We start from the raw sequence: 24,826 nt of genomic DNA, 5'->3' as shown, positions 1-24,826 counted from the left end.
GATGGATGTCACCGCCTCGAGCTGGCTGGTGATCGCCCTGGGCATCCTGGGCGCCAACCTGCCTTTCCTGAACGAGAAGCTGTTTGCCGCCGTGCCCCTGAAAAGGGCGGCGCAAGCAGAGCAGGGCTGGCGCAAGCCGCTGGCGCTGCGCCTGCTGGAGATGGTGATTCTGTACTTCATCGTCGGCGCCGTGGCGTTCGCGCTCGAAGCGCGCATCGGCAACGGTTTCCCGCAGACCTGGGAGTTCTATGCCATCACGGGATGTCTGTTCCTGGTGCTGGCTTTCCCAGGCTTTGTCACACGCTACCTGCGCAAACGACATTAGCCCCATCGACCGAAAGCGGCGCCTCTGGCGCCGTTTTTTTTTATTGAGCATAATCAACGTATGGATACAGAACGCATGGATATGAATTTAACTGAAACCAAGGTGGACGGCGAGCTCGTCTATCAGGGCGGCTTCCTGCGCGTGCAGCGCGACCGGGTTGCGCTGCCGGACGGCAAGATCACGGCGCGCGAATTCGTCCTGCATCCGGGCGCCGTGGTCATCCTGCCGCTGCTCGACGATGGCACCGTGCTGATGGAACGCCAGTACCGCTATCCGCTGGACCGGGTCTTCATTGAATTCCCCGCTGGCAAGATCGACGCGGGAGAATCGCACCTGGCCTGCGCCCAGCGCGAATTGCTGGAAGAGACGGGCTACACGGCCAGCGACTGGCAATTCGTCTCCACCATCCATAACGCCATCGCGTATTCCGATGAACACCTGGAGCTGTTCCTGGCGCGCGGCCTGGTGGCCGGCGAACGCCAGCTCGATGAAGGCGAATTCCTGGAAACGTTTACGGCCACCGTGCCGCAGCTGCTCGACTGGGTCAAGGATGGCACGATCACGGACGTGAAAACCGTCATCGGCATCTTCTGGCTCGACAAGATCACCAGCGGCGCCTGGCAACCGGCCTGATTCCGCACATGCGCGCGGCGATCTTCCTGCTGCTGGCGTCTGCCAGCCTGGGCGCGCACGGGGCCGCGCGCACGCCGTTCCAGGTGCGCTGCGAAGACACGATCAGCAAGACGGTGTCCGTGCTGACGGCGCAGCAGAATGGCTACAGCATCGACACGCATCTGCCGTACAAGGCCCTGACCGTGATGAAGGGCACGGCGCGCGCCAATACCTGGGTACTGGGATTGACGAAGACGGATTCGCGCGTGGCCATCGCCCTGGCCGGCCCCATGCTGCAAGACCCGGCCAGCGGCTATGAATGCGTGGCGCCGCAGATTACCGTGTCCCTCACGTATGCGCCCGTGGTGATCTATATCGGCCGCGAGTTTGCCCCCGGCACTTGCGCGTATGATGAGATACTCGCGCACGAGCTGCGGCACATGAAGACCTATATGGAACACTTGCCGCGCGTGGAAAAGACCGTGCGCGCGGCGCTGGCCAAACGCTTCGAGGCGCGGCCCCTGTATGCGCCCAGCGGCACGGCCAAGGCGGCGCTGGCGCGCGAGATCGACACGGGCTGGTTGCCGTATATCAAGGCTGAAATGCGCAAGGTGGAAACCTTGCAGGCGGCCATCGATTCTCCGCAAGAATATGCGCGCCTGGGCAAGGCGTGCAAGGGCGAAATCCAGAACATCCTGGCGGGCAAGGCAGCGCCCGCCAACTAGACAAGGAATGGCATGACAGCAGCACCGAACACCGTCCGTTATTTTGCGCTGATCCCCGCCGCCGGCGTGGGCGCGCGCATGGAAGCGGGCAGTCCCAAGCAATATTTACCTATCGCCGGCAAACCCATGCTGCGCCACGCGCTCGACGCCTTTCTCGCCAGCCCCCTGATCGCGCACACGTATGTCGTCGTCAGCGCGGAGGATAGCGTGATCGACACGGTCGTGCCGGAGCAGGGCATCACTGTGCTGCGCTGCGGCGGCGCCACGCGCATGGAGACGATCCTGAATGGCTTGCAGGCCGTGCACGGCAGCATCGGTGCCCACGACCAGGTGCTGGTGCACGACGCGGCGCGTCCCGGCCTGACGCCGGCCCTGATCGAAAAACTCATCAACGAGGTGGGCGACCACCCGGCCGGCGGTCTGCTGGCCTTGCCCGTGGTCGATACCGTCAAGCGGGCGGGGCCGGACGGCCTGTCGGCGCAGACGGTGCCGCGCGACCATCTATGGCTGGCACAGACGCCGCAGATGTTCAGCTATGCCTTGCTGCACCAAGCCTTATCCGAAGCGCCCGACCCGCAAGCGATCACGGACGACGCCAGCGCCGTCGAAGCGCTGGGCCTGGCGCCCATGCTGGTCGAAGGCCACCCGCGCAACCTGAAGGTGACCTTGCCGCGCGACATATACACGGCCGAACTGTATTTGGCCAACCCTTGAATTCCAGAGAGACCCGCATGAACACAACGACTCCCGTACTGCCTTTCCGCATCGGCCAGGGCTATGACTGCCACGCGCTGGTGGAAAACCGCGACCTGATCATTGGCGGCGTGAACATCCCCCATCACCTGGGCTTGCTCGGCCATTCCGATGCGGACGTATTGCTGCACGCGATCACGGACGCCATCTTCGGCGCCGCCGCGCTGGGCGACATCGGCCGCCATTTCCCCGACACGGACGCGCAGTTCAAGGGCGCCGATTCGCGCACCCTGCTGCGCGAGGCCGCGCGCCGCGTGCAAGCGACCGGTTATATCATCGGCAATATCGACGCCACCATCATCGCCCAGCGCCCGAAAATGGCGCCGCACATCGCCGCCATGTGCGCCAACGTGGCCGAAGACCTGGGTGTGAGCGTGGGCCAGGTCAACATCAAGGCCAAGACAAATGAAAAACTGGGCTACCTGGGTCGTGAAGAGGGCATCGCGGCCGAAGCCGTGGCCTTGCTGCTGCGCGCCTGAGCGTACCCGGCAGCTCCTTTTTAATAATTCCTGAAAATTAATATTTCCAAATTGAAATGTGGTGAAAATTTAACGTTATTGTCATGATAATATTTGTCCGCTTTTTCGGACGCGACAAGACGTCACTTTATAACCACGGGAAATATTGAAAGAACGGAATCATATGCGTAGTCGTATGCAGGGACCAGCCGCGCGCTGGTTGGGAGCGGGTATGTTGGCCATGGCCATGCTGGCCGGGTGTGGCGGTGGAGGCGGTGGCAGTGAAACTGCGGCGCCGCCGCCCGTGGCGGCCGTGCCGCAGCCTGCCATCCTGTTTGCCGGTGCCGTGTCGGCGGCGGCAGAAGGTGCCGATGCCATCGGCAGCATGGGTGGACAGATTGAACTCGATGCCGGTGGCAGCAAGGATAGCGACGGCGGGACGCTGAGCTTTGCCTGGAGCATGGTCTCGAAACCTGCCGGCAGCGGCTTGAACATGGGCGCCGTCTCGACCCCGAAACTGAACTTCCAGCCCGACGCGCTGGGTACCTATGTCTTCAAGCTGCGCGTGACGAATGGCAAGGGCGGTTTTGCGGAAAAGAATGCCACCGTGCTGGTGAATAACCGGGTGCCGAATGCGGTGCTGGTGGTCAATGCGACGTTTACGGCGCAGCCGCTTGTCAAGGATGCCGTGAGTGTCTCGGCAGGTTCCGGCATCGTGCTTGATGCCACGGGCAGCGTCGATATCGACGGCGACAAGGTGACCACGACGTGGGAACTGATCCAGAAGCCGGCCGGCAGTACGTCCCTGCTGTTTGTCAGCGGTCAAACGGCGCGTTTCTCGCCCGATGTGCTGGGCCTGTACAAAGTGCGTGCCCGCGGTGCGGACGGCAAGGGCGCGTATGCCGAAACGGTGTACCTGTTCGATGCCAACAACAGCATGCCGATGGGCGTGATCCAGGGCACGGTCGCGGTGGTCAGCCGCAACAACCAGACCGTCCCCGTCGGCCAGCCGCTGGTCACCAGCGGCATCCTCAGTTATGACGAGGGTGGCGCTCCCCTGAGCTATGCCTGGGCGGTCGATACCCGTCCCGCCGGTTCTGTCGCGGCGGTGGGCGCAGCGACGGCGGCGATTCCTGCATTTACACCGGACGTGGCTGGCGCTTACGTGCTGTCGCTGACAGTGAGCAATGGCCGCCAGACGGCGATCGCTTACCTGAAATTCAATGCGGTCACGTCGACTTCGAGTGTGGTCGCATTGCCGTTCAAGCCGGTTGAGATGCGTTATAGCCTGGCTACCGACCGCCTTGTTGTCGTCACTGCCGAGCCGTACACCGTCAAAGTCATCAATCCGGTTAACGGCGCGACCAGCAGCGTTGATCTGCCGACAGCGGTCAAGGCCCTCAATCTGAGTCCGGATGGCAAGCTGGCCGCTGTGTTGCATGATGGCGTGGTCAGTCTGGTGGATCTGGTGTCGGGGAGCCTGTTGAAATCGACCGGCACCGGTGGCACGCAGACGGAGGTATTCGTTACCAATGCTGGCGTGGTATTTCTCTCGGGCCAATCGATTGGTTCATCCGCGCGGCCCGCTGTTGCTGTTATTAACGCACGTACGGGACAGGCATTGCCTTCGCTTGATTTTGCCAGTGGCGGTTTCTATGGCGCTCTGCGCGGCGTATTTGCAGCATCGAAGGACAAGGTCTTTCTCTCGCAGGGCAATTACTCAACGCTTTCGTATTTCACCTTTGACCCGCAAACGCATGCCATCCTCACTAACGGCGCTGTCTATGGCGACTATTACATTTCGTCACCGTTCTTCCTGTCGCCGAAGGAAGATATTTTGTTTACCGGAAACGGTACCTACTTTAATGCCGACACGCTGCAATACATGGGGCGCTTTACCCTCGGCTCAAGCAGCAGCGGCACCAGCAGCATGCAATCGATGACTTATTCGCCCACCAAAGCGGAAGTGCTGCTGATGGAAAGTTCGTTTGAGTACGCTTATCCAGGCTACGATACGGTATATCAGGGCAGTTACAAGAAATATAGCGGTGAATTGCTCTTCCCAGCAGGCAGCGTCAGCCTGCCGGTGATTGGCGGCGAGCAAAGTTATGGCATCGGCATCTTCCATACGGCCGCAGGCGACCCTGTAGCGCTGGTGCAGACGGGCGGCGCGCAGAAAACCACCGCGCGCCCGAAATACTATCTGGTGTATCGCTGATGGCATGAGAACGGCGGCGCGTCCGCCGTGCAATCTGTGCTATTTTTAAAGGCGGCACGATGGCAAAGACCATCGCGGCCGCCTTTTTTATTGACGACACAGGAGAATTCCCGATGCCAATCATCAAGCGTACACGCCTTGCCACCGCATTGCTGCTGGGAGCCTTCGCCGCCTGCGCCATGCCTGCCCACGCCGAACTGCAAGCCACGGGCGAGCCGCCTGCCGCGAAACAGGGTTGGAAGGCCGAGACCGTCGCGCAGGGCGTGCGCCAGCCGTGGGGCATCGCCTGGCTGGGCGAGGGGCGCGCGCTGGTCACCAGCAAGCAGGGAACATTGCATCTGCTGAATGGAAAGACTTTTACCGACGTGGCGCTGGAAGGCATGCCCAAGGTGTTTACGGGCGGGCAGGGCGGCTTGCTCGATATCGTGATTCATCCGCAGGATGCGGCCAAGCCGAATCCGCGCGTCTACATGACGGTGTCGACCGGCACCAATGACGCCAACCGCACGACCCTCGTGCGCGGCGTGTTCGACGGCAGGAAGGTGACGGGCATCCAGACCCTGTTCAAGGTCGCCACCGACAAGAGCGGCGGCCAGCATTTCGGTTCGCGCCTGCTGTGGCTGCCGGACGGCACTTTGCTGATGAGCGTGGCCGATGGCGGCAACCCGCCGCTGCGCATCGGCGACCGCCTGGCGCGCGAGCAGGCACAGAATCTGGCCACGCACCAGGGTTCCATCCTGCGCCTGACGGAAGACGGCAAGCCGGCACCTGGCAACCCGCTGGCCGCCAAGGGTGCCTTGCCGGAAATCTGGTCGTACGGCCATCGCAACGTGCAGGGCCTGGCGCTCGATCCTGTTTCCGGCCGCGTGTGGGCCACGGAACACGGACCGTATGGCGGCGATGAGATGAATCTGGTGGTGGCGGGAGGCAACTACGGCTGGCCCCTGCAAAGCTATGGCGCCGACTACACGACGCATGAACCGGTCGGCAAGCATGAAGTGGCCGGCATGCTCAATCCGAGCGTGGCCTGGGTGCCGTCGCCGGCGCCGTCGGGCCTGGCCGTCTACACGGGCGACAAGATTGCCGCCTGGCGCGGCAGCATCTTCAGCGGCGGCCTGGCGGCCAAGGATATCCGCCGCATCGCCGTCGATGCCAGCGGCAAGGTGACGGGGCAGGACCGCCTGGCCATCGGCGCGCGCGTGCGCGACGTGCGCCAGGGGCCGGACGGCTATCTGTATGCGCTGACGGATGAAGACAATGGCCGCTTGCTGCGCATCGTGGCGCAGTAGCACGGCAGGCGCCATCTTCGCTTAAGATGGCGCCTTTACTTCATTCAAGGTGGCGGCATGGCCCGTGATACTTATGCATACCGGCACGTCGCCGTCGAATCGCGCGCGATTAATGGCCGCGTGGAAATCCGCCCCGTGCCGGGCCAGGCTTTTTCGCCCGAGCTGGCCGTGCAGTGCTCGCGCCGCCTCGTCGACCTGCAGCGCTACCCGCTGGGCAGCCGCTTTCTGCTCTTTGCCAAGCTGACGGATCGCCTGGGCGGCACGCCCTTCCTGTATGCGTATCACGGCGATGCGGACGTCGTGATGACGCCGGCCGAAGTGACGAAATTCCTTGGCGAATTCCGCCGCGGCCGCATTTGATTCCTACGATGGGACGCAGGCCGCGCCAGCCTTGGGACTGGCCTGCGGCTTGCCAAAGATGGCGATCGTCAGGGCGCAGCCGAGGGCGAACAGGCCGCCGACCACCATCGCGCTCGATACCCCCAGCCGGTCGACGGCCATGCCTCCCAGCAAGGCGCCCGACGCCAGCGACACTTGCACGATGGCGACAAACAGCGCGCTGCTGCCTTCCATCAAGTGTGGCGCCGCCTTGAACATCCACGTCTGCACGGCGATCGGCATGGCGCCGAAACCGAAACCCCACACGGCCACCAGCAGCATGGCGGTAAGCGAATGGCTGCCGAACGCGGCCAGGGCCAGGGTGGACAAGCCCAGCACGGCACCCGTCACCATCAGCGCGGCCCGTTCGTAGCGGCCGGCGGCCCAGCCGCCCGCGAGGTTGCCGATGAAGCCGGAAGCGCCATACACGAGCAGCATGGCGCTGACCGTGCCGGCTGCCAGGTGCGAGATTTGCGTGAGGAAGGGCGCGATATACGTGTAGGCGGCGAACTGGCCCGTGAAGATCATGGCTGTGGCGATCAGGCCCAGCCTGGCCTTGCGAATGCCGAAAATCATCGGCAACTGGCGCAGGCGGATGGCTTGCGTCGGCGGCAGCTTGGGCAGCAGCAACAGCTGGCCGAGGAAGACCAGTACGGCAATGGCGCTGGCCGCGCCGAAAGCGACCCGCCAGCCCACCAGCTCGCCCACCAGCGCGCCGGCCGGCACGCCCGCCACCGTGCCCAGCGAGACGCCGGCGAAGATGATGGACATGGCGCGCGACGCATGCTGCGGCGCCACCAGGCGCGGGCCGATGGCGCTGCCGATGGCCCAGAAGCCGCCCACGCCCACGCCCAGCATGGCGCGGCCCAGCAGTATCCACGCATACGACGGCGCCAGCGCCACCAGCAGGTTCGACGCCACCAGCAGGGCCGTGAGGGCCAGCAGCACGATGCGGCGGTCCAGGCGGCCTGAGCCGACGGTGACAAAGATGGCGGCAAACGCGGCAACGATGCCGGGCGTGGTGATCATCAGCCCCGCCTGGCCCTTGCTGATGGCCAGTTCGGCCGCCATGGCGGGCAGCAGGCCGACGGGCAGGAATTCGGAGGTGACGAGGGCGAAGGCGCCGATGCCGACCGATAAGACGGCCAGCCATGGCGCCACGGTGGTATCGTCGCCAGTAGCGTTGGAAGGTGTGTGCATAGGGGTTCCTGAAAAGCCGGGAGGTTTTTAACCGGTCGGTATATAATCAGGGAAGGCAGACAGTGTTGTCAATAATTTTTTACCGAACGGTATGAAACAAGATAAAAATGAGGAAGCGGTCAAGGCGAAAACGGGGCGGCCACGCACGTTTGACGCGGATCAGGCGCTCGATTGCGCCATGAAAGTATTCTGGGAAAAGGGTTATGAGGGCAGCTCCCTGCCGGAATTGACGAAAGCCATGGGCATGAACCGGCCCAGCCTGTATGCCGTCTTCGGCAACAAGGAGCAATTGTTCCACAAGGCGCTCGAGCGCTACAGCGACACGCGCATGCGGTTCTTCGACGCGGCGCTGGAACAGCCGACGGCGCGCCAGGTGGTGGAAGCCTTGCTGACGCAATATGTCGACGCGCAAACCATGCCCGATGGCCCGCACGGCTGCATGGGTGTCAATGCGGCGCTCGCCTGCAGCGACGATGCCTTGCCGATCCGCGATGAATTGTTTGCGCGCCGGCTGCGCGGTGAAATCAAGCTGCGCGACCGCTTGCGGCGCGCCAGGGAAGAGGGGGATTTGCCGCCCGATTCCTGCCCGGAGCAGCAGGCGCGTTTTGTCGTGACCCTGTCGCAGGGCATGGCCATCCAGGCGGCGGCCGGCGTATCGCGCGAGCAGTTGCAGCAAATGGTGGGATTGCTGCTGCGCAATTGGCCGTTGTAACTATCCTGTCGGGGCGATGGTCTTGGCCAGGTCGCTGGGCGCCTTGCGCCGCCAGGCGGCCGTCAGGGCGGCGGCCAGCATGTCCAGCTCGGCGTCCGCCAGGCGCACCGTGATGCCGGCCAGGCGTTCTCCCCACCAGAGTTTCTCGCAGCCCGATGGCGTGATGACGGTGGCGATGTGCGCCGCTTCCGCATCGAGCAGCACGTTGATGTGCTCGTCATCGGGCAGGGTGGCAAAGATCTTCCCGCCCACGCGGAACGCCGGACGGTCGTGGTGTTCTTCCTCGGTGGTGTCGGGAAACGACAGTGCCAGATAGCGTAGTTCTTCCAGGTCGACCATTCCTCTTTCCCCCTCATCGGACAGATAGCAGCGTGACTGCATTTTGCCATGCTGTTTCACCCCGTGGTGCAGAGGCATGCGAAAAGAAATGCGCAAGATGCGACACTGACGGACTGGTCTGTGGTGCAGCCGCGACACGTCACGTGCCGCGCATGGTCGCCGCTCCAGAGTGAGGGATGGGTTTTTTCTGCCACTGGACAGGTGCTTGCCATAAAAATATCTTTCATGGTTAAAAGAAAAATACTTTTCTTCCAGGGAATTTGAGCTAGAATAGCTTCATCGTCTTACCTGACCCGTCAATTGTCTGGCCTTGTCCCGGGAACCCGAACCCTTTCCAGGACGCTTGCAGTGCCGCCATGGCACGCCGCAAGTCCGCGCTGTTTCGCGGAAGCCATGCCCCCGACCGCTCATTCCTGCAATCCCTAGCGCTACGCCGACACGCCTCAATGCAGCGTGTATTCAGCTCCAGCGCCCCTTGCTGCGCCCACTGAATACTTACTTACTGGATACCATCATGAAAAACTTGCCTAAAATCGCTTTGTCCCTGATCGCTGTCGGTGTGTTTGCCCACGCGAACGCCAGCACCATCACCCTGTCCACCGGCTATTCGGGCGCCGGCGCGCAAAGCTCCGCCGCCGACTACCAGTCCGTTGTGAATGCCGCCGTGGCCACGCCTGGCGCCGGTTATGGCTCGACGACGATTGCCAGCTATGACAACGTCAACAACAGCGGCCTGTTTGGCAGCGGCTCGAACATCGCCTTCAAATCCGTCATCAACTTTGGCGTCGGCGCGGCCGATGCGGGCACCTGGAGCTTCCGCAGCGGCGTCGATTTCGGCAAGGGCGGCGCCCTGTTCCTCGACGGCGTGGCGCTGGATTTCAAGAGCAATGACATGTGGTGGGCAGGCAACTACAACAATGGCAGCCAGTTCCTCAGCGGTTCGAGCACCCTGGCGGCCGGCAACCATACCCTGAGCATCTACGGCCTGGAAGGCTGCTGCGATGGCGGCCAGCAAGCGCAGTTCAAGGCGGGCAACAACAATTTCGTCAGCTTCGGCGCCAATGATGGCTTGATCTCGGCTGTCCCAGAGCCAACCACCTACGCCATGCTGCTGATCGGCCTGGGCTTGCTGGGCTTTACGGCACGCCGCAAGCAGGAATCCAAGTTCTAAGTTTGTATCGCCGACCTTGCCGCGCCTGATGGCGCGCGATAAAAAAGCCCGCCGGTCTGTCAGGACACGGCGGGCTTTTTGCATGACGGCGGCTTAATCGCCGCTGTCTTCGTCCTCGTCGGCACCCTTGGCCGCCTTGCCGCGCTCGGCATCGACGGCGCGCTGCAGGCTGGCCGCATCGCGGAAGAAGGCGTCCGTCGTGTGATCCGGGCTCAGGCGCAAGGCCGGCGGGTAGATCACGGACATGTACGGTTCGTCGGCCAGGCGGCCGCTGCTCTGCAAATTGCTCAGCAGGATCAGGGTCGAGCCAAGGATGGCCAGCACGACGGCAACGAGGCCGAAGCGGCGCGGGTGCTGCGGCTTGATCGTGCACAAATGGTAGTAGATCATGGCGCAGACGATGACGATGAACATGTGCCGTCCGTAGCGCGTCAGCACTTCCAGCGACAGCGCATACGCCGCCATGTTGCTGCCCAGTTCCCACGCCTCCATGGCCAGCAAGCCGCAGCCGATGATGAACAGGTGGCGGCCGAAGCGCGCCACATGGCCGAACAGGCGGTTTGCCACGGCCCAGATCGACGCCCACACGAGGCCGCCGGCCAGCGCGTAGGCGATGATCATCAGGTAGGAAATCGGGTCGAAGGCGTCCGCATCGCTGAGCCAGTTGCTGAAGGCGGCCGAGGCGCCGATCATGGCCAGGCCGGCGACGGCGGGGCGCAAGCCTTCCCAGTCATGCCGGGTGGTGTCGCCCAGTTCGGGCGCCACGGGATGGTCGCTGGCGCGCACGCGCAGGCGCGTGTGGCCCAGGCGCACGATGCTGTTGCCGGTCATGGCCACTTGCAGTTGCCGCTGGCCCCGGTGGATCACGCCATTCTGGCTGCCCAGGTCGCGCAGCAGCAGGCCGCCTGCGCCGTCGTCCTCGACAATGGCGTGCGCGGCGGCCGTATGCGCATCATCGAGGATGAAGTCGTTGTCGTAGCCGCGGCCGATGCGGATCGGCAGGGATGCCATGCGCTGGCGCTGCCGCACTTCGCCATTCTCGGCGAGGATTTCGATGAAGTATGGTGCTTTCATGGCTTGCGCGCGCTTTCCCGCGACAGCGCTTCGAGGAAGGTGCGCGTGACGCGCATGCCGTTGGCGTACGACACGCCGCGCGCGTCGATGCGGCTTTGCAGGCTCATCAATGGCTCATCGGTGCTGGCGGCCAGCAGGGCAAAGTCGTACAGTCCCGTAAACTTGCGGTAGGCGCGCACGCACAGGACGGCGCGCAAGGGCAAGGTCTTGTTCTTGACGAACTGTTCGGTGCAATGGGGACCCGTCAGGTGCGCGCTCTTGTAGCTGCCGAAACTTTCATTCTTGAACGAGGCACTGGCCAGCTCGGAAAAGCGCAGTGGACCCAGTTCGCTGCTGCGCAAAAATTCGTGGCGCATCGACACCTGCCCCGTCTGCAGGGCGCCGGAGATGAAAATGGCCGATTCCATGGCGCAGCTGGTGTTGTCGAGCATATAGGGCTTGTCGGACTTGACGTTGGAGCGGCCCCAGCAGCGCATCTGGTTGGATTCGCGCACGGGCACGCGGTACGGGCCCATGGCTTTCAGGCTCAATGGCGTGTCGAGCAGGCGCGCCAGCATGACTTCCTGGTGCGCCAGCAGCTGCGCCGTCACCAGCGGCTTGAAGTCCTTCGGCGGCTTGCCTTGCTGCGCCACCTTGGCCAGCAATTGCTGGGCATAGCGGGCGGGCACGAGAAAACTGACGAGTTCGCCATCGAGGCGTTTCGACACGTTCACGCCGGCCACGTCGCCATTTGCCGTCACGCTGGGGCCGCCGCTCATGCCGGAATTGATCGGTCCCGTAAACATCAGCTGGTCGTAGAAGCTGCGCGTGACGACGCCGTTATAGGAACCTTCCGAAATGGCGAAGCCCAGGTCCAGCGGATTGCCCATCGAATACAGGTACTGGCCTTGCGTCAGCGGCGCCAGCCCTTCCGGCATCTTGAAGAAGCCCGTGCCATGGCGGTTCACGCGCAATACCGCCAGGTCGTGCAGCACGTCGACGGCCAGCAATTCCACATTGCCCCGCTGGCCGCTCGTGTCGACCCATTCGCCCACATAGGTGTCCGGGTCGAGGGCGAACTGGGATACCACGTGATAGTTGCTCACCACCAGGTCGCCCGTGCCGATCAAAAAGCCCGAGCCGACGGACGACTGCGTGCGGCCGTTTTTCAGCAGCACGCGCACTTGCAGGATGTCGGCGCGCGCGGCCGTATACAGCTTTTGTGCGGCCGAGGAGGGCGGCGGCAGGGCTGCGTGTTCGGTGGCGGCTGGCGCGGCGGTGGCCGGCGGCGGCTTGAGGGGGGGAGTCGAAGCGGTGGGGGCCGCGGCTGGCGCGGCAGGTACAGGCGCTGGGGCCGCGTGGGCGCCTGCGGCAGCGCTCAGGCTGGCCAGCAAGAAGGCGAGGTTAGATAATTTCATGCATCCTTTGTGCGTGAGCAGGAGCGCGGCCGGCGCGGCGCGGTATCGAGCACGCACCGGCCCGGGGCACTACAGGGCGCCGTCTTCCAGCGCCGGTGCCGTTTCCGGCGTCATCATGTGACCGAGCTTGCTTTGCTTGGTATTCAGGTAATGCTGGTTGAAGGCGTTGCGGTTGACCAGCAGCGGCACCCGTTCGGCCACCGTGATGCCCAGCGCTTCCATGGCGGCGATCTTGCGCGGGTTGTTCGTCATCAGGCGCAGGCTGTGGATGCCGAACTGCGCAAACATGGGTTTGCACAAGGTGTAGTTGCGCGCATCGGCCTTGAAGCCCAGCTGTTCATTCGCCTGCACCGTGTCGGCGCCCGCCTCTTGCAGGCGGTAGGCGCGGATCTTGTTGATCAGGCCGATGCCGCGCCCTTCCTGGCGCAGGTACAGCAAGATGCCGCGGCCGTCCTCGGCGATGCGTTTCAGGGCGCCTTCGAGCTGGGCGCCGCAGTCGCAGCGCTGGGAAAACAGCACGTCGCCCGTCAGGCACTCGGAATGCACGCGCGCCAGCACCGGTTCGCCGTTGCCGATATCGCCCAGCACCATGGCCAGGTGTTCCTTGCCCGTGGCGTGCTCGACAAAGGCGTGCAGGGTGAACTGGGCCCACGGCGTCGGCAGTGCGCAGGAAGTCGTGTAATCCAATTCGCCTGTCGCCAGGATGTCTGCGCCGCTTTGCATGGTTGTGCTCATATAAGTAATTATCAAAAATAAAAGGCGCGCGACACCACTCCGGTGCCGGCGCGCCTTGCCATCATACCAAAAAGCAGGGAAACGTTTTCCCTGGCTGCCATTCGGTCGTTGCAATGTCTGGTGATAAGCCTTACTTAGGGACACTTCCTCCTTTTACAAGGTGAACTGCTGGCTTTGCCTGGCGGATGCCGCCGCCAGGCACGGGACATCAACTGCCGATGCGTCCGCCGTCGTTCTTGGTGATCACGATGGTGGCCGAGCGGGGACGCTTGCCGGCGCCATAGCCGGCGTTGGCCGGCCACTGGCTCGTGTATTTGGACGGATCGCCGATATTCGCCAGCGAGGTGTTTTCGCCCGGGTGCTGGATGTTGATGAACATGGTCTTGCCATCGGGCGTTTCGCTGATGCCCGTGATTTCCGAACCGACCGGTCCCACCAGGAAGCGCTTGAGCGTGTCGGCAGTGGGTTTCTTGCCGATGAAGGTGTCGACCGCCAGGTTGCCGCCGGCCGCCGTCGCGTAGTTCAGGGTGGACTTGGCGCCATCGCCGACCTTGCCGGGAATGGCCGCCAGCATCATGCAGTTGGTCACATCCGTGTAGGCGCCATCGTCGGTCTGGATCCAGCAGATGCCCGTGTACGGGCTGAAGGCCAGGCCGTCCGGGCTCGAGAAATCCTGATCGGCCGTCAGGTTCGACAGGTTGATCTTGCTGGCGTCAGCGCCGCTTTCGGCGCCAAACAGGTAGACATCCCAGGTAAAGCTGGTGGCCGCGGCCGCGCCCGTGCCTTCCTTGAAGCGGATGATGTGGCCGTTCGGATTGCCGTTCTGCGCGCTGCTGCCCTTCATGTCCGTGTAGGCGCGCGGGTTGGCGCTGTCCGGCGCCAGCTGCGACGAGCCGCTCGGATTGACGGTGCGGTTCGAGTTGTTGGTCAGCGTGTAATAGATCTCGCCATTCGCAGGATTGACCGAGCACCATTCCGGACGGTCCATCTTCGTCGCGCCCACGGCGTCGGCCGCCAGGCGGGCATTGACCAGCACGTCGGCCAGGTCGGCGAACTTGTAGGCGCTGTACGCCTGGATCAGCGCGTTCGACATGGCCAGCTCGATCCACTGGCCCGTGCCGTCGGCGGCCAGCTTGGCCACGTACAGCTTGCCCGAATCGAGGTATTTGTCGCCGGTGGCCATGCGGTCGGCCGGGTTTGCGTCCGCGGCGGCCCAGACGGCGGTCGTGACGAACTTGTAGATGTATTCGTTGCGCGAATCGTCGCCCATGTAGACGGCCAGCTGCTGGCCCACGGCCGGCACGCTGAAGGCGGCGCTTTCATGCGCGTAGCGGCCCAGGGCCGTGCGCTTGCGGATAGCCTTGGTCTTGTCGTACGGGTCCATTTCGACGATGTAGCCCATGCCGTTCAATTCATTGCGGTAGTCGTCGCTGCCGTTGCTTGATGCGCCGATCTTGCTCAGGTTCCAGCGCGCGTACTTGTCGTCGCTGCCGCCCGTTTCCCAGCCGTGGCGCGAGGCGCCGCCCTGGCTGCGGCCATAGCGGTTCAGCGAAGCGACGGACTTGTCGCCGCGCGCCGCGTTGTCGGTGGCCGAGCGGGTGAAATAGCCGGCCCAGTTTTCTTCGCCGGAAAGGTAGCTGCCCCATGGCGACTTGCCCGTGCCGCAGTTGTTGATGGTGCCGCGCGTCTTGGTGCCGGTCGGCGAATACTTGGTCACCACGAGGGCGTTGCCGCGTACGGGGCCGGCAATCTCGATGTCCGTCAGCGGCGTGACGCGGCGGTTGAAAGCGGAATCGTTGACGGTGGCCCAGGCGCTGCCCGTCTTCCTCACTTCCACCACGCTCAGGCCGTGGACGGCCACTTCCTTGTCGACTTCGGCGGCGGGACGCGGCAGCGTGGTGGTGCCGCCATTGACGTGCAGGAAGTGCGAGGACAGTTTTTCGTCCGTGGTCGCTTCGTGGTTCATGGCCAGCAAGCCTCGTTCCGCGCCGGACGCCAGCGGCGCGCCAGCGGCGGAGAGGCCGTAGTATTCCATGCCGTCGTGGTGGTCGCCGGCGCGGTTGTCGAAATCGGTATCGCTGCCGTCGTTCTTGTAGGCAGGCGTCGCCGCGCGCAGCGAGTCGCCCAGCGCATACAGGGCGGTGGCCGTGTAGCCGGCCGGCACCGACACGACGTCGGCCAGGCTTTTCGGCACGGCCGTGAAGGCCAGCAGTTTTTCGGGCGTCGGCGTTGGCGTCGGCGTGATGGCGACCGCATCGCTGCCGCCGCAAGCGGACAGGCCCATCGAACCCATGACGGCGGTAGCGGCCGTGACGGCACTGCCGCGCAGCCAGTTGCGGCGGCTCAGGCGGGCGTTCAGGATGCTGTTGAAGTGGTTGTCGTGGGACGCGTTGCTGTCAATGTCGTTCAGATCGGTGGCGCTGATGGCCAGATCGTTGGGCTTGTTCATGGGCTGCGATGTCCTGTGGTTGCGTGATTTAAAGGCAACCGCATGATAGTTGTCGAATGTGACAGCGCCATGTCAGCTTGATGACAAAACGGTGACAGGCTGCCGGCCCGGCGGGCCGCGTCCATGACGGGCCCGTCCGGTCAGGCAGCCTTGGCCTTATTTGGCCTGGCGAAAACCGCGCTCCACCAGCAACAGCATGCCGCCAAAGATGGACAGGTTCTTCAGGAAATTCGTCAACTGGTCCTGGAAGTGGGCCGCGTCGGCGCTCCAGAAGGCGTGGAAGATCAGCGTGGTGGGGATCAGGAACAGCGCCAGGGCCAGCGCCGCCCAGCGCGCCTGCCAGCCCGTGATCAGCAGCAGGCCGCCGCCCACTTCCAGCACGATCACGCCCACCAGCAAAATATTGGCGATCGGCAAGCCCTGGCTGGCCATGTAGCCGGCCACGCCCGCAAAGCCGCCGATTTTCAGCAAGCCCGAGACAAAGAACAGCACGCCAAGGGCGGCACGGCCGAGGGGCAGCAAGATGTTGGTTTTGTTTTCCACGATTTTTCTCTTTTTCTATATTGATCAATTATTTGGGTAAGTCGAAGACGAGGAATTCCGCGTCTTCCGGCTGCGTGATGATGATGCTGGCTTCCTGCGTCAGTTTCAGCGCATCGCCCGCTTTCAATGGCGTGCCGTTGACCACCAGGCTGCCGCGGATCAGGTGCACATAGGCGAGGCGGCCTTCGTCGAGCGCATGTTCGGCCTGTTCGCCTTCCTGCAGGATGCTGGCGTAGATGGCCGCATTCTGGTGGATCAGCACGGAACCCTGGCGGCCGTCGCTCGAGGCGATCAGGCGCAGCTTGCCCCGTTTGCTTTCCGGCGTGAAGTGTTTCTCTTCATAGCTGGGCGGAATGCCCGTCACGTTCGGCTGGATCCAGATCTGCAGGAAGTGCAAGCCATCCGTTGCCGAGTGGTTGAACTCGCTGTGGCGCACGCCGCTGCCGGCGCTCATGCGCTGCACATCGCCGTAGTGCAGGACGGAGCCCGTGCCCATGCTGTCCTTGTGTTCCAGCGCGCCGTCGAGCACATACGAAATGATTTCCATGTCGCGGTGGCCGTGCGTGCCGAAACCCTGGCCTGGCGTGACCCGGTCTTCATTGATCACCAGCAAGGGGCCAAAGCCCATGTGCAGCGGATCATGGTAGCTGCCGAAGGAAAAGCTGTGGTGGGAATTGAGCCAGCCGTGGTTGGCGGCGCCGCGTTCTTCGCTATGACGAATCTGTAACATGGTGGACTCCGTTTCTATAAGTTAATGTGCGATAATTTCGAAGGACCGTTGCCTGGCGCTGTGCCGTGGCGTCTTTTCTGCCCCTCGCTGTACGATGAACAAAGTATAGGCCCCTCTGCAGAGAAAGAAAAACGGAAAATCTTGCGACCTATGATCGAAAAAATCGAATGTTAAGACTGAGCCTGGAAGCCCTGCAAATCGTTGACGCCATCGACCGCCGCGGATCGTTCTCGTCGGCCGGCAAGGAGTTGCATAAAGTCCCGTCCACCATTTCCTATACCGTGGCCAAGCTGGAAGACGACCTGGGCGTGCAAGTGTTCCAGCGCAATGGCCCGAAAGTCATGCTGACGGCGGCCGGCCAGGAATTGCTGAAGGAGGGCCGTTATCTGTTGAAGGCGGCGCAGGACCTTGAGCACCGCGTGCGCAGGGTGGCATCCGGCTGGGAAACGGAATTGTCCATCGGCATCGACTCCATGTTTTCCGCCGTGGCCCTGGCCGACGACGTGCGCGCCTTCTATGACGTGGCGCAGCAGACGCGGCTGCGCCTGTCGCAGGACACCCTGTCGGGTACGTGGGAAGCGCTGCTGGACCGGCGCGCCGACTTGCTGGTGGGCGCGCCCGGCGACGGGCCGGCCGGCGGCGGCTATATCGCGCAGCCGATCGGCATGCTCGACTTCGTCTTTACCGTGGCGCCCACGCACCCGCTGGCCCAGGTGCGGGAACCCTTGTCGCGCGGCCACCTGCAGCAGCACCGGGCCGTGGTGGTGGCCGATTCGGCGCGCCAGATGGCGCCGCGCACGGTGGGGCTGCTGCTGGGGCAAGATGCCTTGAGCGTGCCGAACATGCAGGTCAAGTTCGACTATCAGGTGCTGGGGCTGGGTTTTGGCTTCCTGCCGGGGCCGTGCGCCCGCGCCGCCATCGCGCGCGGCTTGCTGGTGGAAAAGGCCGTGGAAGAACCGAAACCGTCGGAAACGTTTTACCTGGCCTGGCGAGTGGGCGAGGATGGCGCTGCGCTGCGCTGGTGGATGGCGCGCATGCGCGAACCAGATGTGTTTGCCCGCTTGGCGCAGCATCTGCCGGGCCATTCGGCGTAGGCCTTAAAATGTTGACATACGCCAACACTTTTAAGTTACCATATTCACAGTATTTCCCGCCCGACCTCCACGCCCCATAGTGGGATTTTGATGATTACACACACCGCAGCGCCCCTGATATGTTCCCCTGACCTGGCTCTAGAGTGGGGTTGCCATGCTTGAGGCGAAGGTTGCGCTGTGCCTGCGCCTGGCCCAGGATGCCCGTGAACAGGCGGGGCCGCAGCAGGCTGCCACCATGGCGCGGCTGGAGGAAGAACTGGAGCGGCTGCGCGGCGCCAGCCGGCCCGTGGTGCGCGTGGCGCCGGCCGACGCCTTGCTGGAAATCGACCCCGATGGCTTTTTGATCGGCTGGAATCATGGGGCCGAACAGATGTTCGGCTATTCCGAACTGGAAGCGCTGGGCCAGCACATCCTGTTTTTGTATCCGGAAGACGACGCGGAAGCGAGCGTGCTGGAGTTGCATTTCACCCAGGGCGACGTGGCCACCGATGTGCGCCGGCGCAAGAAGTCGGGCATGGTGACGTGGTTGCGCATGCACCGCCATGTGATCCACGACCAGGCCGGCAAGGCGTGCGGCATGGCCGTGCGCCTGTCGGCCATGAGCGAGCCGCTGTCCGACGTGGACAAGGTCAGGTTGCACGCGCGCATCATCGAAGACAGCGAGCAAGCCGTGCTGATCACGGATGCGGAAGAGCGCATCGTCTCGATCAACAGTTCCTTCAGCCGCATCACCGGCTATTCGCCGGCAGAAGCCATCGGCCGTACTCCGGACTTGCTGCGTTCTGGCGTGCACGACCCCGATTTCCGCGCCAAGGTGCGCGCCGCCATGCGGGGACACGGCTCCTGGCGCGGCGAAATCATCGGCAAGCGCAAGAATGGCGAACTGTTCCCGCAAGACGTCACCATCAGCGTCGTGCGCGATGAATTTGGCGAGATCAGCCACGTGTTTTCCCTGTTTTCCGATATCTCGGTGCACAAGGATGCCGAAGCGCGCATGCAGCGTATGGCCAACTACGACAGCCTGACGGGCTTGCCCAACCGCTGCCTGCTGAACCAATTGGTCGACCAGGGCCTGGCCGAAGCGAAACGGCAGGGCACGCATGGCGCGCTGATGGTCATCGACATCAGCCGCATCGGTTCCATCAGCGACACGCTGGGCCATGAAGTGGGCGACCAGCTGGTGATCGCCATCGGCCAGCTGTTCCGTGGCGCCCTGCGCGACGCGGACATCCTGGCGCGGGTCGACAACAGCAAGTTCGTCGTGGCCCTGCTGCATATCGAAAAGCGCGAACACGCGGCGAATGTGGCGCAAAAGCTGCTCAATTTGCTCGAAGCGCCGATCAATATCGATACGCACGCCCTGCACGTGGGCGCCAGCATCGGCATCACCGTGTATCCGGAAGACGGCCTGGAAGCGCCGGCCCTGTTCCGCTTTGCCGACGTGGCCGTGTCCAAGGCAAGCCAGACCATCGAATCGACCTTCCTGTTTTACCGCGAAGACATGAACCGCAGGGCCAAGGAACATTTGCGACTGGAAAGCGAAATGCGTTTGGCCTTGGGCGACAAGGAACTGGAATTGCATTACCAGCCGAAAGTGAGCCTGGCCAGCGGGCGCATCGTCGGCGCGGAAGCCTTGCTGCGCTGGAAGCATCCGATGCGCGGCATGGTCTCGCCCGGCGTCTTCATCCCCGTCGCCGAGGAAACCAGTTTGATCCTGGAGCTGGGCACCTGGGTGCTGGACGAGGCGTGCCGCCAGATCCGCAGCTGGGAAGACCGGGGCCTGCACATGCCGGCCATCGCCGTCAACCTGTCGGCGCGCCAGTTCGATGAACAATTGCCCGCGCGCATAGCGGCCGTGCTGGAACGCTACGGCGTGCGGCCCGACCAGATCATGCTGGAAATCACGGAAAGCCTGCTGATGCGCGGCGCCGACAAGGTGATCGACATCATGAACCAGCTGGTGGCCATGGGCCTGGCGCTGGCGCTGGACGACTTCGGCACCGGCTATTCCAGCCTCGCCTACCTGAAGAAATTCCCCATCAGTACCTTGAAAATCGACCGCTCCTTCGTCATCGGCTTGCCCTTCGAGGAAAACGATTGCGCCATCGCCCGCGCCATCGTCACCATGGCGCAGCAGTTACGCCAGGAAATCGTCGCCGAAGGGGTGGAAACGGCCGAACAGATGCGCTTCCTGCGCGAACTCGGTTGCGACCAGTTGCAGGGCTATCTGTTCAGCCCGGCCGTGCCGGCGGCCGAGTTCGAGCTGATGTTCGATGAAGGCCGGCAGTTGCGGCTGGAAGAGCTGGCCTGAGCCAGCGATTGTCAGACCTTGAGTCGTCCACGGAAACCCCGGCTCGCATAATACGATTCGGCGCCATTGTGGTAGACGAAGACCTGTTCATAGCGGCGGTCGCAAAACAGGGCGCCGCCCAGCGCCCGGATGCTGTCGGGCGTCGCGATCCAGCTCGAGGTTTTGCGGTCGAACGGTTCCAGTTCCTGCAACTGGCGGTATTGCGCCTGCGTCAGCAATGCGATACCCATCGCTTGCGCCATGGCAACCGCGTTGCCGGCCGGCTTGTTGGCCTTGCGCGCGGCCAGGGCCGCGGCATCGAAACACAGGCTGCGCCGGCCGATGGGGCTTTCTGCGGAACAATCGCAAAACGTGACGGCGCCCGTGTCGCCGGCATGTCCGATGACGTCCGGTTCGCCGCCCGTGTCTTCCATTTGCTGCAAGGCGGCCAGGCTGGCGGGAGCGGCATTCAAGCGCGCCAGCACGCTGTCCCACGTCAAGTCCGGATGGCGGTGCATGTGCTGGCTGAAGCGGGTTTGCAAGGTGTGGATCAAGTCATCGTGCATGACGCGGCTCCCTGAAGTTTCAACGATATCAACGATAGGGCCGATTATAGGACGCGCTGCTTGTTGTCGGCGCTCACCCCAGTTTTACTTTTTCCAGCAGATAATCAAGCATCACGCGCACCCTGGCCGGCACTTGCAAGCCTGGCCCCACGAAGACGGCGTGCACGAGTTCCTTGTCGCCCGGATTGTAGTCCTGCAGCACGGGTATCAAATCGCCTTGCTCGATATCGCGCAGCACGTGCTGGCGCGAAAAGCGTCCCAGTCCCATGCCTGCCAGCACCAGCTGGCGCATGCTTTCGCCATCGCTGACGCAGGTATTGCCCTGCGGCGCCACCTGCACGGTGTTGCCCGCCTCATCGAGAAAGGGCCAGGTTTCGTTCTGACAGCGGAAATTGAAGGCCAGCAGATTGTGCGTGGATAAGTCTTGCGGCGTGCGCGGCAGGCCGTGCCGTGCCGCGTAGGCAGGCGAGGCCACCACGACCATCGCGTCTTCACCCAGCTTGCGCGCCACCAGGTTCGATTCCTTCAGCTTGCCCGTGCGGATGGCGATGTCCGTGCGGTCTTCCAGCAAGTCGACGATGGCATCGCTGACCACCACGTCAAGCACGATGTCGGGATAGCGCTGCGCGAACTCGGGCAGGATGGGCAGCAGATGGCGCACGCCGAACGGCACGAAGCAGTTGATGCGCAGGCGCCCGCGCGGCGCCGCGCCCTGGGCCGCTTCGCGCTCGGCGCCATCGATATCGTCGAGGATGCGCTTGCACTGCACGAAGAAGGCGTCGCCCTCGGGCGTCGTGTGCAGCTGGCGCGTGCTGCGCTGGAGCAAACGGGCGCCGAGTCGCGCTTCCAGGCGATTGACGAGTTTGCTGACGGCCGACGGCGTCAAGGCCAGGCGGCGCGCGGCGGCGGAAAAGGCGCCCGTTTCCACCACGGCCACAAACACGGCCATCTCGAACGCGCGGTTGATGTCTTGCCTGGCCATTATTGAATCCATTTCACAGGTGTTTCCATTATTGGAGTCTATATCAAAAGCGTTTTCATCGATACACTGGCTGGCTTGAACTCTGCCGGAGAAATACCATGACCACCGCAAGCCCTGTTTCCCCTTCAGCCAGCAAGATGCCGCCCGGCGTGCTGGCGCTGGCCGTCGGCGCCTTTGCCATCGGCGTCACCGAATTCATCGTCGTCGGCATCCTGCCGACCATTGCCAAGGATTTGCACATTTCCATCGAATCGGCCGGCTCGCTGGTCAGCCTGTATGCGCTGGCGCTGGCCATCGGCACGCCGCTGCTGGTGCTGCTGATGTCGCGCCTGCCGCGCAAGGCGGCATTGCTGGGATTGATGAGCGTGTTCCTTGCCGGTAACCTGCTGGCCGCCTTTTCGCACACGTTTGAACTGTTGCTGCTGGGAAGGGTCATCACGGCCGTGGCGCACGGCACCTACTTTGCCATCGGCGCCACCGTGGCCGCCAGCCTGGTGGACAAGGCGCAGGCGGGCAGGGCGATTTCCGTGATGTTTGCGGGATTGACCCTGGCCATGGTGATCGGCGTGCCGTTCGGCAGCTTCCTCGGCAATTTGATGGGCTGGCGCTTGCCCTTTTTTGCCGTCGCCATACTGGCTGCGCTGGGTCTGGCGGCAATGGCGCGCTGGCTGCCGGCCGGCTTACAGCAGGGCAAGGGCGGCAAGGCCATGACGCAGCTGGCGGCCCTCGGCAGCGGCCCCATCCTCACCATGATGGCGGTGACGACGTTCGGCTTTGGCAGCAGCTTTGCCGCGTTCACGTTCATTACGCCCATCCTGACGGATGTGACGGGTTTCTCCGCCACCATGGCCAGCGCCTTGCTGATCGTGTTCGGTGTCGCCACCTTTGCCGGCAACCTGGCGGGCGGCTACCTGACCAGCCACCTGGGCTGGCAAAAGGCCTTGCGCGCGATGCTGCTATTGCTGGCCGTCACGCAAGCGGGTGTGGCTATGAGCATCAGTTCGCCCTGGATGATGACGGCGATGCTGTTCGTCTGGGGCGTGTTCGCCTTCGGCCTGTCGCCCGCCCTGCAGGCCGGCATGCTGGCCACGGCCGAGCGCTATACGCCACAAGCCGTCGATTTCGCTTCGGGCCTGAACATCTCCGCGTTCAACCTGGGCATTTCCTTCGGCTCCATGCTGGGGGCGCTGATGGTCTCGCGCCAGTTGATGGCCTCGTCGCCGTGGGCCGGCGTGGCTGCCGCATTGCTCGCCTTGCTGCCGCTGGCGTGGCTGGCGCGCAAGAACCTGGCCGCCCATGTGGCGGGTGCTGCCGCGCACTGAGGTTCAGGTATGCACGGCGGCGGCCGGCGCCCGTTTCTGGCGCTGCGCCATGTAAGAGCTGCCCATCGATGCGGCCATGATCATGGCGATGGCCAGCCATTGCCCGGCACCGAGGCGCTCGTCGAGCAGGATGTACGCCAGCATGGCGGCCACGGCCGGTTCCATGCTGCTCATGATGCCGAACGCTTGCGGCGTCAGCCGCTTCAGGGCCACCATTTCCAGCGAGATCGGGATGGCGCTGGAAATGAGGGCCACGCCCAGCCCCACGGCCAGCACGACAGGCGAGAGCAGGGCGGCGCCGCTGTGCATCACGCCGACGGGCACCACCACCAGGGCAGCCATGGCCAGGCCCAGCGACACGGAGTGGCCCGCATGCAAATGGCTGGCGCGCTTGCCGAAGACGATATACGAGGCCCAGCAGACGGCGGCGCCAAGGGCGAACAGCACGCCGGTAGGATCGAGGTTGCTGACGTCGTGGCCGAGCGGCAGCAGCAGCGCCAGTCCCGCCACGGCCAGGGCCACCCAGACGAAGTCGATGGGGCGGCGCGAGGCGAGCAGGGCCACGGCCAGCGGGCCGGAAAACTCGATCGCCACGGCGATGCCGAACGGGATCGTGCGCAAGGCCATGTAGAAGCACAGGTTCGTCAAGCCCAGCGCCGCGCCGTACAGGGCCACGGTGCGCAGGTCGGCGCGGCTCAGCTGCCAGCGCCACGGGCGCCAGAACAGCAACAGCAGCAAGGCGGAAAAGCCCACGCGCACGGCCGTCGTGCCCTGTGCGCCCACCAGTGGGAACAGGCTGTGCTTGGCCCATGAGGTGCCCAGTCCCAGGCAGGTGACTGAGCCGAGGATGGCCAGCAGGGGAATCAATGAGGAATAGCGGCGTAATGGCATGGTGATAAAAGGCTTGATATCGGAATAGCGAAAGTTTATTGTGTCTGCTCCGATATTTGCACTGCATTTTGACCTTCATGACGCAACTTTCGCTCACGCCTTCCCTTGCCCTCGATACCTTCGACCTGGCGATCCTCGACATCTTGCAGCGCGATAACACGACCTCGCAGCGCGAAATCGCCCAGGCCGTGCACCTGTCCGCACCTGCCGTGCAGCGGCGCATCCGCCGCCTGCGCGAGAGCGGCGTGATCCGTCATGAAGTGGCCGTGCTCGACGCGAGCCTCCTGGGCCGCCCCCTGATCCTGACGGTGGAAGTGCATTTGCACGACGAGCACCCGCAGCGCACGGCCGGCATGCGCGCGCGCATCATGGCCGAGCCTGCCATACAGCAGTGCTACGGGATCACGGGCGAGGCCGACTACCTGCTGATCATTACCGCCAGCAGCATGGCCGAATACGAAGCGCTGACGGAACGCCTGTTCGGCGGCGACGACAATATCCGGCGCTACCGCACCTCGGTGGCCTTGACCTGTCTCAAGATGGGCTTGTACGTGCCGCTGGGATAGAGAAAAG

At 63.6% G+C, this 24,826-nt stretch carries 25 protein-coding genes; 14 read left to right on the top strand and 11 right to left on the bottom strand.

Annotated elements, in window-relative coordinates; all coding sequences use genetic code 11:
* The first annotated feature begins 1 nt into the window (after position 1).
* The 8 genes from BLT98_RS06925 (at position 2) to BLT98_RS06890 (ending at position 6,740) form a co-directional block, all read left to right on the top strand.
* Positions 2-325 (top strand): DUF2818 family protein, encoded by a 324-nt coding sequence (locus BLT98_RS06925; protein ID WP_070255601.1) that lies wholly within the window; start codon positions 2-4, stop codon positions 323-325.
* 75 nt (positions 326-400) lie between these two features.
* Complete coding sequence (locus BLT98_RS06920) at positions 401-958, top strand: NUDIX domain-containing protein (protein WP_070255807.1); 558 nt, start codon at positions 401-403, stop codon at positions 956-958.
* Positions 959-966: 8 nt separating this feature from the next.
* Positions 967-1,662, top strand: a complete 696-nt coding sequence (locus BLT98_RS06915) for a hypothetical protein (RefSeq protein ID WP_170846311.1) — start codon at positions 967-969, stop codon at positions 1,660-1,662.
* A 12-nt stretch (positions 1,663-1,674) separates the two neighbouring features.
* The gene (gene ispD / locus BLT98_RS06910; protein ID WP_092606112.1) at positions 1,675-2,376 is read left to right on the top strand and encodes a 2-C-methyl-D-erythritol 4-phosphate cytidylyltransferase; all 702 of its coding nucleotides are present in this window, start codon (positions 1,675-1,677) and stop codon (positions 2,374-2,376) included.
* A gap of 17 nt (positions 2,377-2,393) precedes the next feature.
* A complete protein-coding gene (gene ispF / locus BLT98_RS06905) occupies positions 2,394-2,894 on the top strand; it encodes a 2-C-methyl-D-erythritol 2,4-cyclodiphosphate synthase (protein WP_092606110.1) in 501 nt (166 codons plus the stop codon).
* 220 nt (positions 2,895-3,114) lie between these two features.
* The gene (locus BLT98_RS06900; protein ID WP_139179135.1) at positions 3,115-5,091 is read left to right on the top strand and encodes a PKD domain-containing protein; all 1,977 of its coding nucleotides are present in this window, start codon (positions 3,115-3,117) and stop codon (positions 5,089-5,091) included.
* 59 nt (positions 5,092-5,150) lie between these two features.
* Positions 5,151-6,380: a PQQ-dependent sugar dehydrogenase gene (locus tag BLT98_RS06895; RefSeq protein WP_244517412.1), complete on the top strand. Its 1,230-nt coding sequence runs from the start codon at positions 5,151-5,153 to the stop codon at positions 6,378-6,380.
* A 57-nt stretch (positions 6,381-6,437) separates the two neighbouring features.
* Positions 6,438-6,740, top strand: a complete 303-nt coding sequence (locus tag BLT98_RS06890) for a hypothetical protein (RefSeq protein ID WP_170846310.1) — start codon at positions 6,438-6,440, stop codon at positions 6,738-6,740.
* Positions 6,741-6,743: 3 nt separating this feature from the next.
* Here the strand turns inward: BLT98_RS06890 and BLT98_RS06885 are convergent, their stop codons facing one another.
* A complete protein-coding gene (locus tag BLT98_RS06885) occupies positions 6,744-7,958 on the bottom strand; it encodes an MFS transporter (RefSeq protein ID WP_092606106.1) in 1,215 nt (404 codons plus the stop codon).
* A gap of 91 nt (positions 7,959-8,049) precedes the next feature.
* Here BLT98_RS06885 and BLT98_RS06880 point away from each other — a divergent pair, with 91 nt between their 5' ends.
* Positions 8,050-8,670, top strand: a complete 621-nt coding sequence (locus tag BLT98_RS06880; RefSeq protein ID WP_034779484.1) for a TetR/AcrR family transcriptional regulator — start codon at positions 8,050-8,052, stop codon at positions 8,668-8,670.
* Here the strand turns inward: BLT98_RS06880 and BLT98_RS06875 are convergent, their stop codons facing one another.
* The gene (locus BLT98_RS06875) at positions 8,671-9,051 is read right to left on the bottom strand and encodes an MmcQ/YjbR family DNA-binding protein (protein ID WP_225317377.1); all 381 of its coding nucleotides are present in this window, start codon (positions 9,049-9,051) and stop codon (positions 8,671-8,673) included.
* 472 nt (positions 9,052-9,523) lie between these two features.
* Between BLT98_RS06875 and BLT98_RS06870 the strand changes: the two genes are divergently transcribed.
* On the top strand, positions 9,524-10,180 hold the full coding sequence (locus BLT98_RS06870; protein ID WP_034779740.1) for a CCXG family PEP-CTERM protein: 657 nt from the start codon (positions 9,524-9,526) through the stop codon (positions 10,178-10,180).
* Positions 10,181-10,273: 93 nt separating this feature from the next.
* On the opposite strand, the gene BLT98_RS06865 is transcribed toward BLT98_RS06870, so the two are convergent.
* The 6 genes from BLT98_RS06865 to BLT98_RS06840 all read right to left on the bottom strand — a co-directional run bounded on the left by BLT98_RS06865 (position 10,274) and on the right by BLT98_RS06840 (position 17,108).
* Positions 10,274-11,254, bottom strand: coding sequence for an FHA domain-containing protein (locus BLT98_RS06865; RefSeq protein ID WP_070255585.1), 981 nt, complete (start codon positions 11,252-11,254; stop codon positions 10,274-10,276).
* Positions 11,251-12,651: a S1 family peptidase gene (locus BLT98_RS06860; RefSeq protein ID WP_092606104.1), complete on the bottom strand. Its 1,401-nt coding sequence runs from the start codon at positions 12,649-12,651 to the stop codon at positions 11,251-11,253. Before BLT98_RS06860 ends, BLT98_RS06865 begins: the two co-directional genes overlap by 4 nt.
* A gap of 69 nt (positions 12,652-12,720) precedes the next feature.
* Positions 12,721-13,374 carry a GTP cyclohydrolase II gene (gene ribA / locus BLT98_RS06855; protein WP_092606102.1) on the bottom strand — a complete coding sequence of 218 codons (654 nt, stop codon included), beginning with the start codon at positions 13,372-13,374 and terminating at the stop codon, positions 12,721-12,723.
* 220 nt (positions 13,375-13,594) lie between these two features.
* Complete coding sequence (locus BLT98_RS06850; RefSeq protein ID WP_034779476.1) at positions 13,595-15,835, bottom strand: PhoX family protein; 2,241 nt, start codon at positions 15,833-15,835, stop codon at positions 13,595-13,597.
* 156 nt (positions 15,836-15,991) lie between these two features.
* A complete protein-coding gene (locus BLT98_RS06845; protein WP_092606100.1) occupies positions 15,992-16,378 on the bottom strand; it encodes a DoxX family protein in 387 nt (128 codons plus the stop codon).
* Between the two features lie 28 nt (positions 16,379-16,406).
* Positions 16,407-17,108 carry a pirin family protein gene (locus BLT98_RS06840; RefSeq protein WP_092606098.1) on the bottom strand — a complete coding sequence of 234 codons (702 nt, stop codon included), beginning with the start codon at positions 17,106-17,108 and terminating at the stop codon, positions 16,407-16,409.
* Between the two features lie 167 nt (positions 17,109-17,275).
* Here BLT98_RS06840 and BLT98_RS06835 point away from each other — a divergent pair, with 167 nt between their 5' ends.
* Both BLT98_RS06835 and BLT98_RS06830 read left to right on the top strand, forming a co-directional pair.
* The gene (locus BLT98_RS06835; protein WP_034749931.1) at positions 17,276-18,202 is read left to right on the top strand and encodes a LysR family transcriptional regulator; all 927 of its coding nucleotides are present in this window, start codon (positions 17,276-17,278) and stop codon (positions 18,200-18,202) included.
* 154 nt (positions 18,203-18,356) lie between these two features.
* Positions 18,357-20,513 (top strand): putative bifunctional diguanylate cyclase/phosphodiesterase, encoded by a 2,157-nt coding sequence (locus BLT98_RS06830; RefSeq protein WP_070255576.1) that lies wholly within the window; start codon positions 18,357-18,359, stop codon positions 20,511-20,513.
* A gap of 11 nt (positions 20,514-20,524) precedes the next feature.
* Here BLT98_RS06830 and BLT98_RS06825 read toward each other — a convergent pair whose 3' ends face one another.
* Together BLT98_RS06825 and BLT98_RS06820 are read right to left on the bottom strand one after the other, a co-directional pair.
* Positions 20,525-21,058 (bottom strand): DUF4256 domain-containing protein, encoded by a 534-nt coding sequence (locus tag BLT98_RS06825; protein ID WP_092606096.1) that lies wholly within the window; start codon positions 21,056-21,058, stop codon positions 20,525-20,527.
* 73 nt (positions 21,059-21,131) lie between these two features.
* Positions 21,132-22,040 carry a LysR family transcriptional regulator gene (locus tag BLT98_RS06820; RefSeq protein WP_092606095.1) on the bottom strand — a complete coding sequence of 303 codons (909 nt, stop codon included), beginning with the start codon at positions 22,038-22,040 and terminating at the stop codon, positions 21,132-21,134.
* Between the two features lie 98 nt (positions 22,041-22,138).
* On the opposite strand from BLT98_RS06820, the gene BLT98_RS06815 reads away from it, so the two are divergent.
* Positions 22,139-23,362, top strand: a complete 1,224-nt coding sequence (locus BLT98_RS06815; protein WP_170846308.1) for an MFS transporter — start codon at positions 22,139-22,141, stop codon at positions 23,360-23,362.
* A gap of 3 nt (positions 23,363-23,365) precedes the next feature.
* Here the strand turns inward: BLT98_RS06815 and BLT98_RS06810 are convergent, their stop codons facing one another.
* Positions 23,366-24,253: an EamA family transporter gene (locus BLT98_RS06810; protein WP_092606091.1), complete on the bottom strand. Its 888-nt coding sequence runs from the start codon at positions 24,251-24,253 to the stop codon at positions 23,366-23,368.
* A 77-nt stretch (positions 24,254-24,330) separates the two neighbouring features.
* Between BLT98_RS06810 and BLT98_RS06805 the strand changes: the two genes are divergently transcribed.
* Entirely contained in the window at positions 24,331-24,819 is a 489-nt protein-coding gene (locus BLT98_RS06805) for an Lrp/AsnC family transcriptional regulator (RefSeq protein ID WP_092607018.1), read from the top strand.
* Positions 24,820-24,826: the final 7 nt, after the last annotated feature.

The sequence above is a fragment of the Janthinobacterium sp. YR213 genome (assembly GCF_900099875.1).
Taxonomy (GTDB): Bacteria; Pseudomonadota; Gammaproteobacteria; order Burkholderiales; family Burkholderiaceae_D; genus Janthinobacterium; species Janthinobacterium lividum.
The sequence above is the reverse complement of the archived record's forward strand: the minus strand, read 5'-3'. Positions and strand labels throughout refer to the sequence as shown.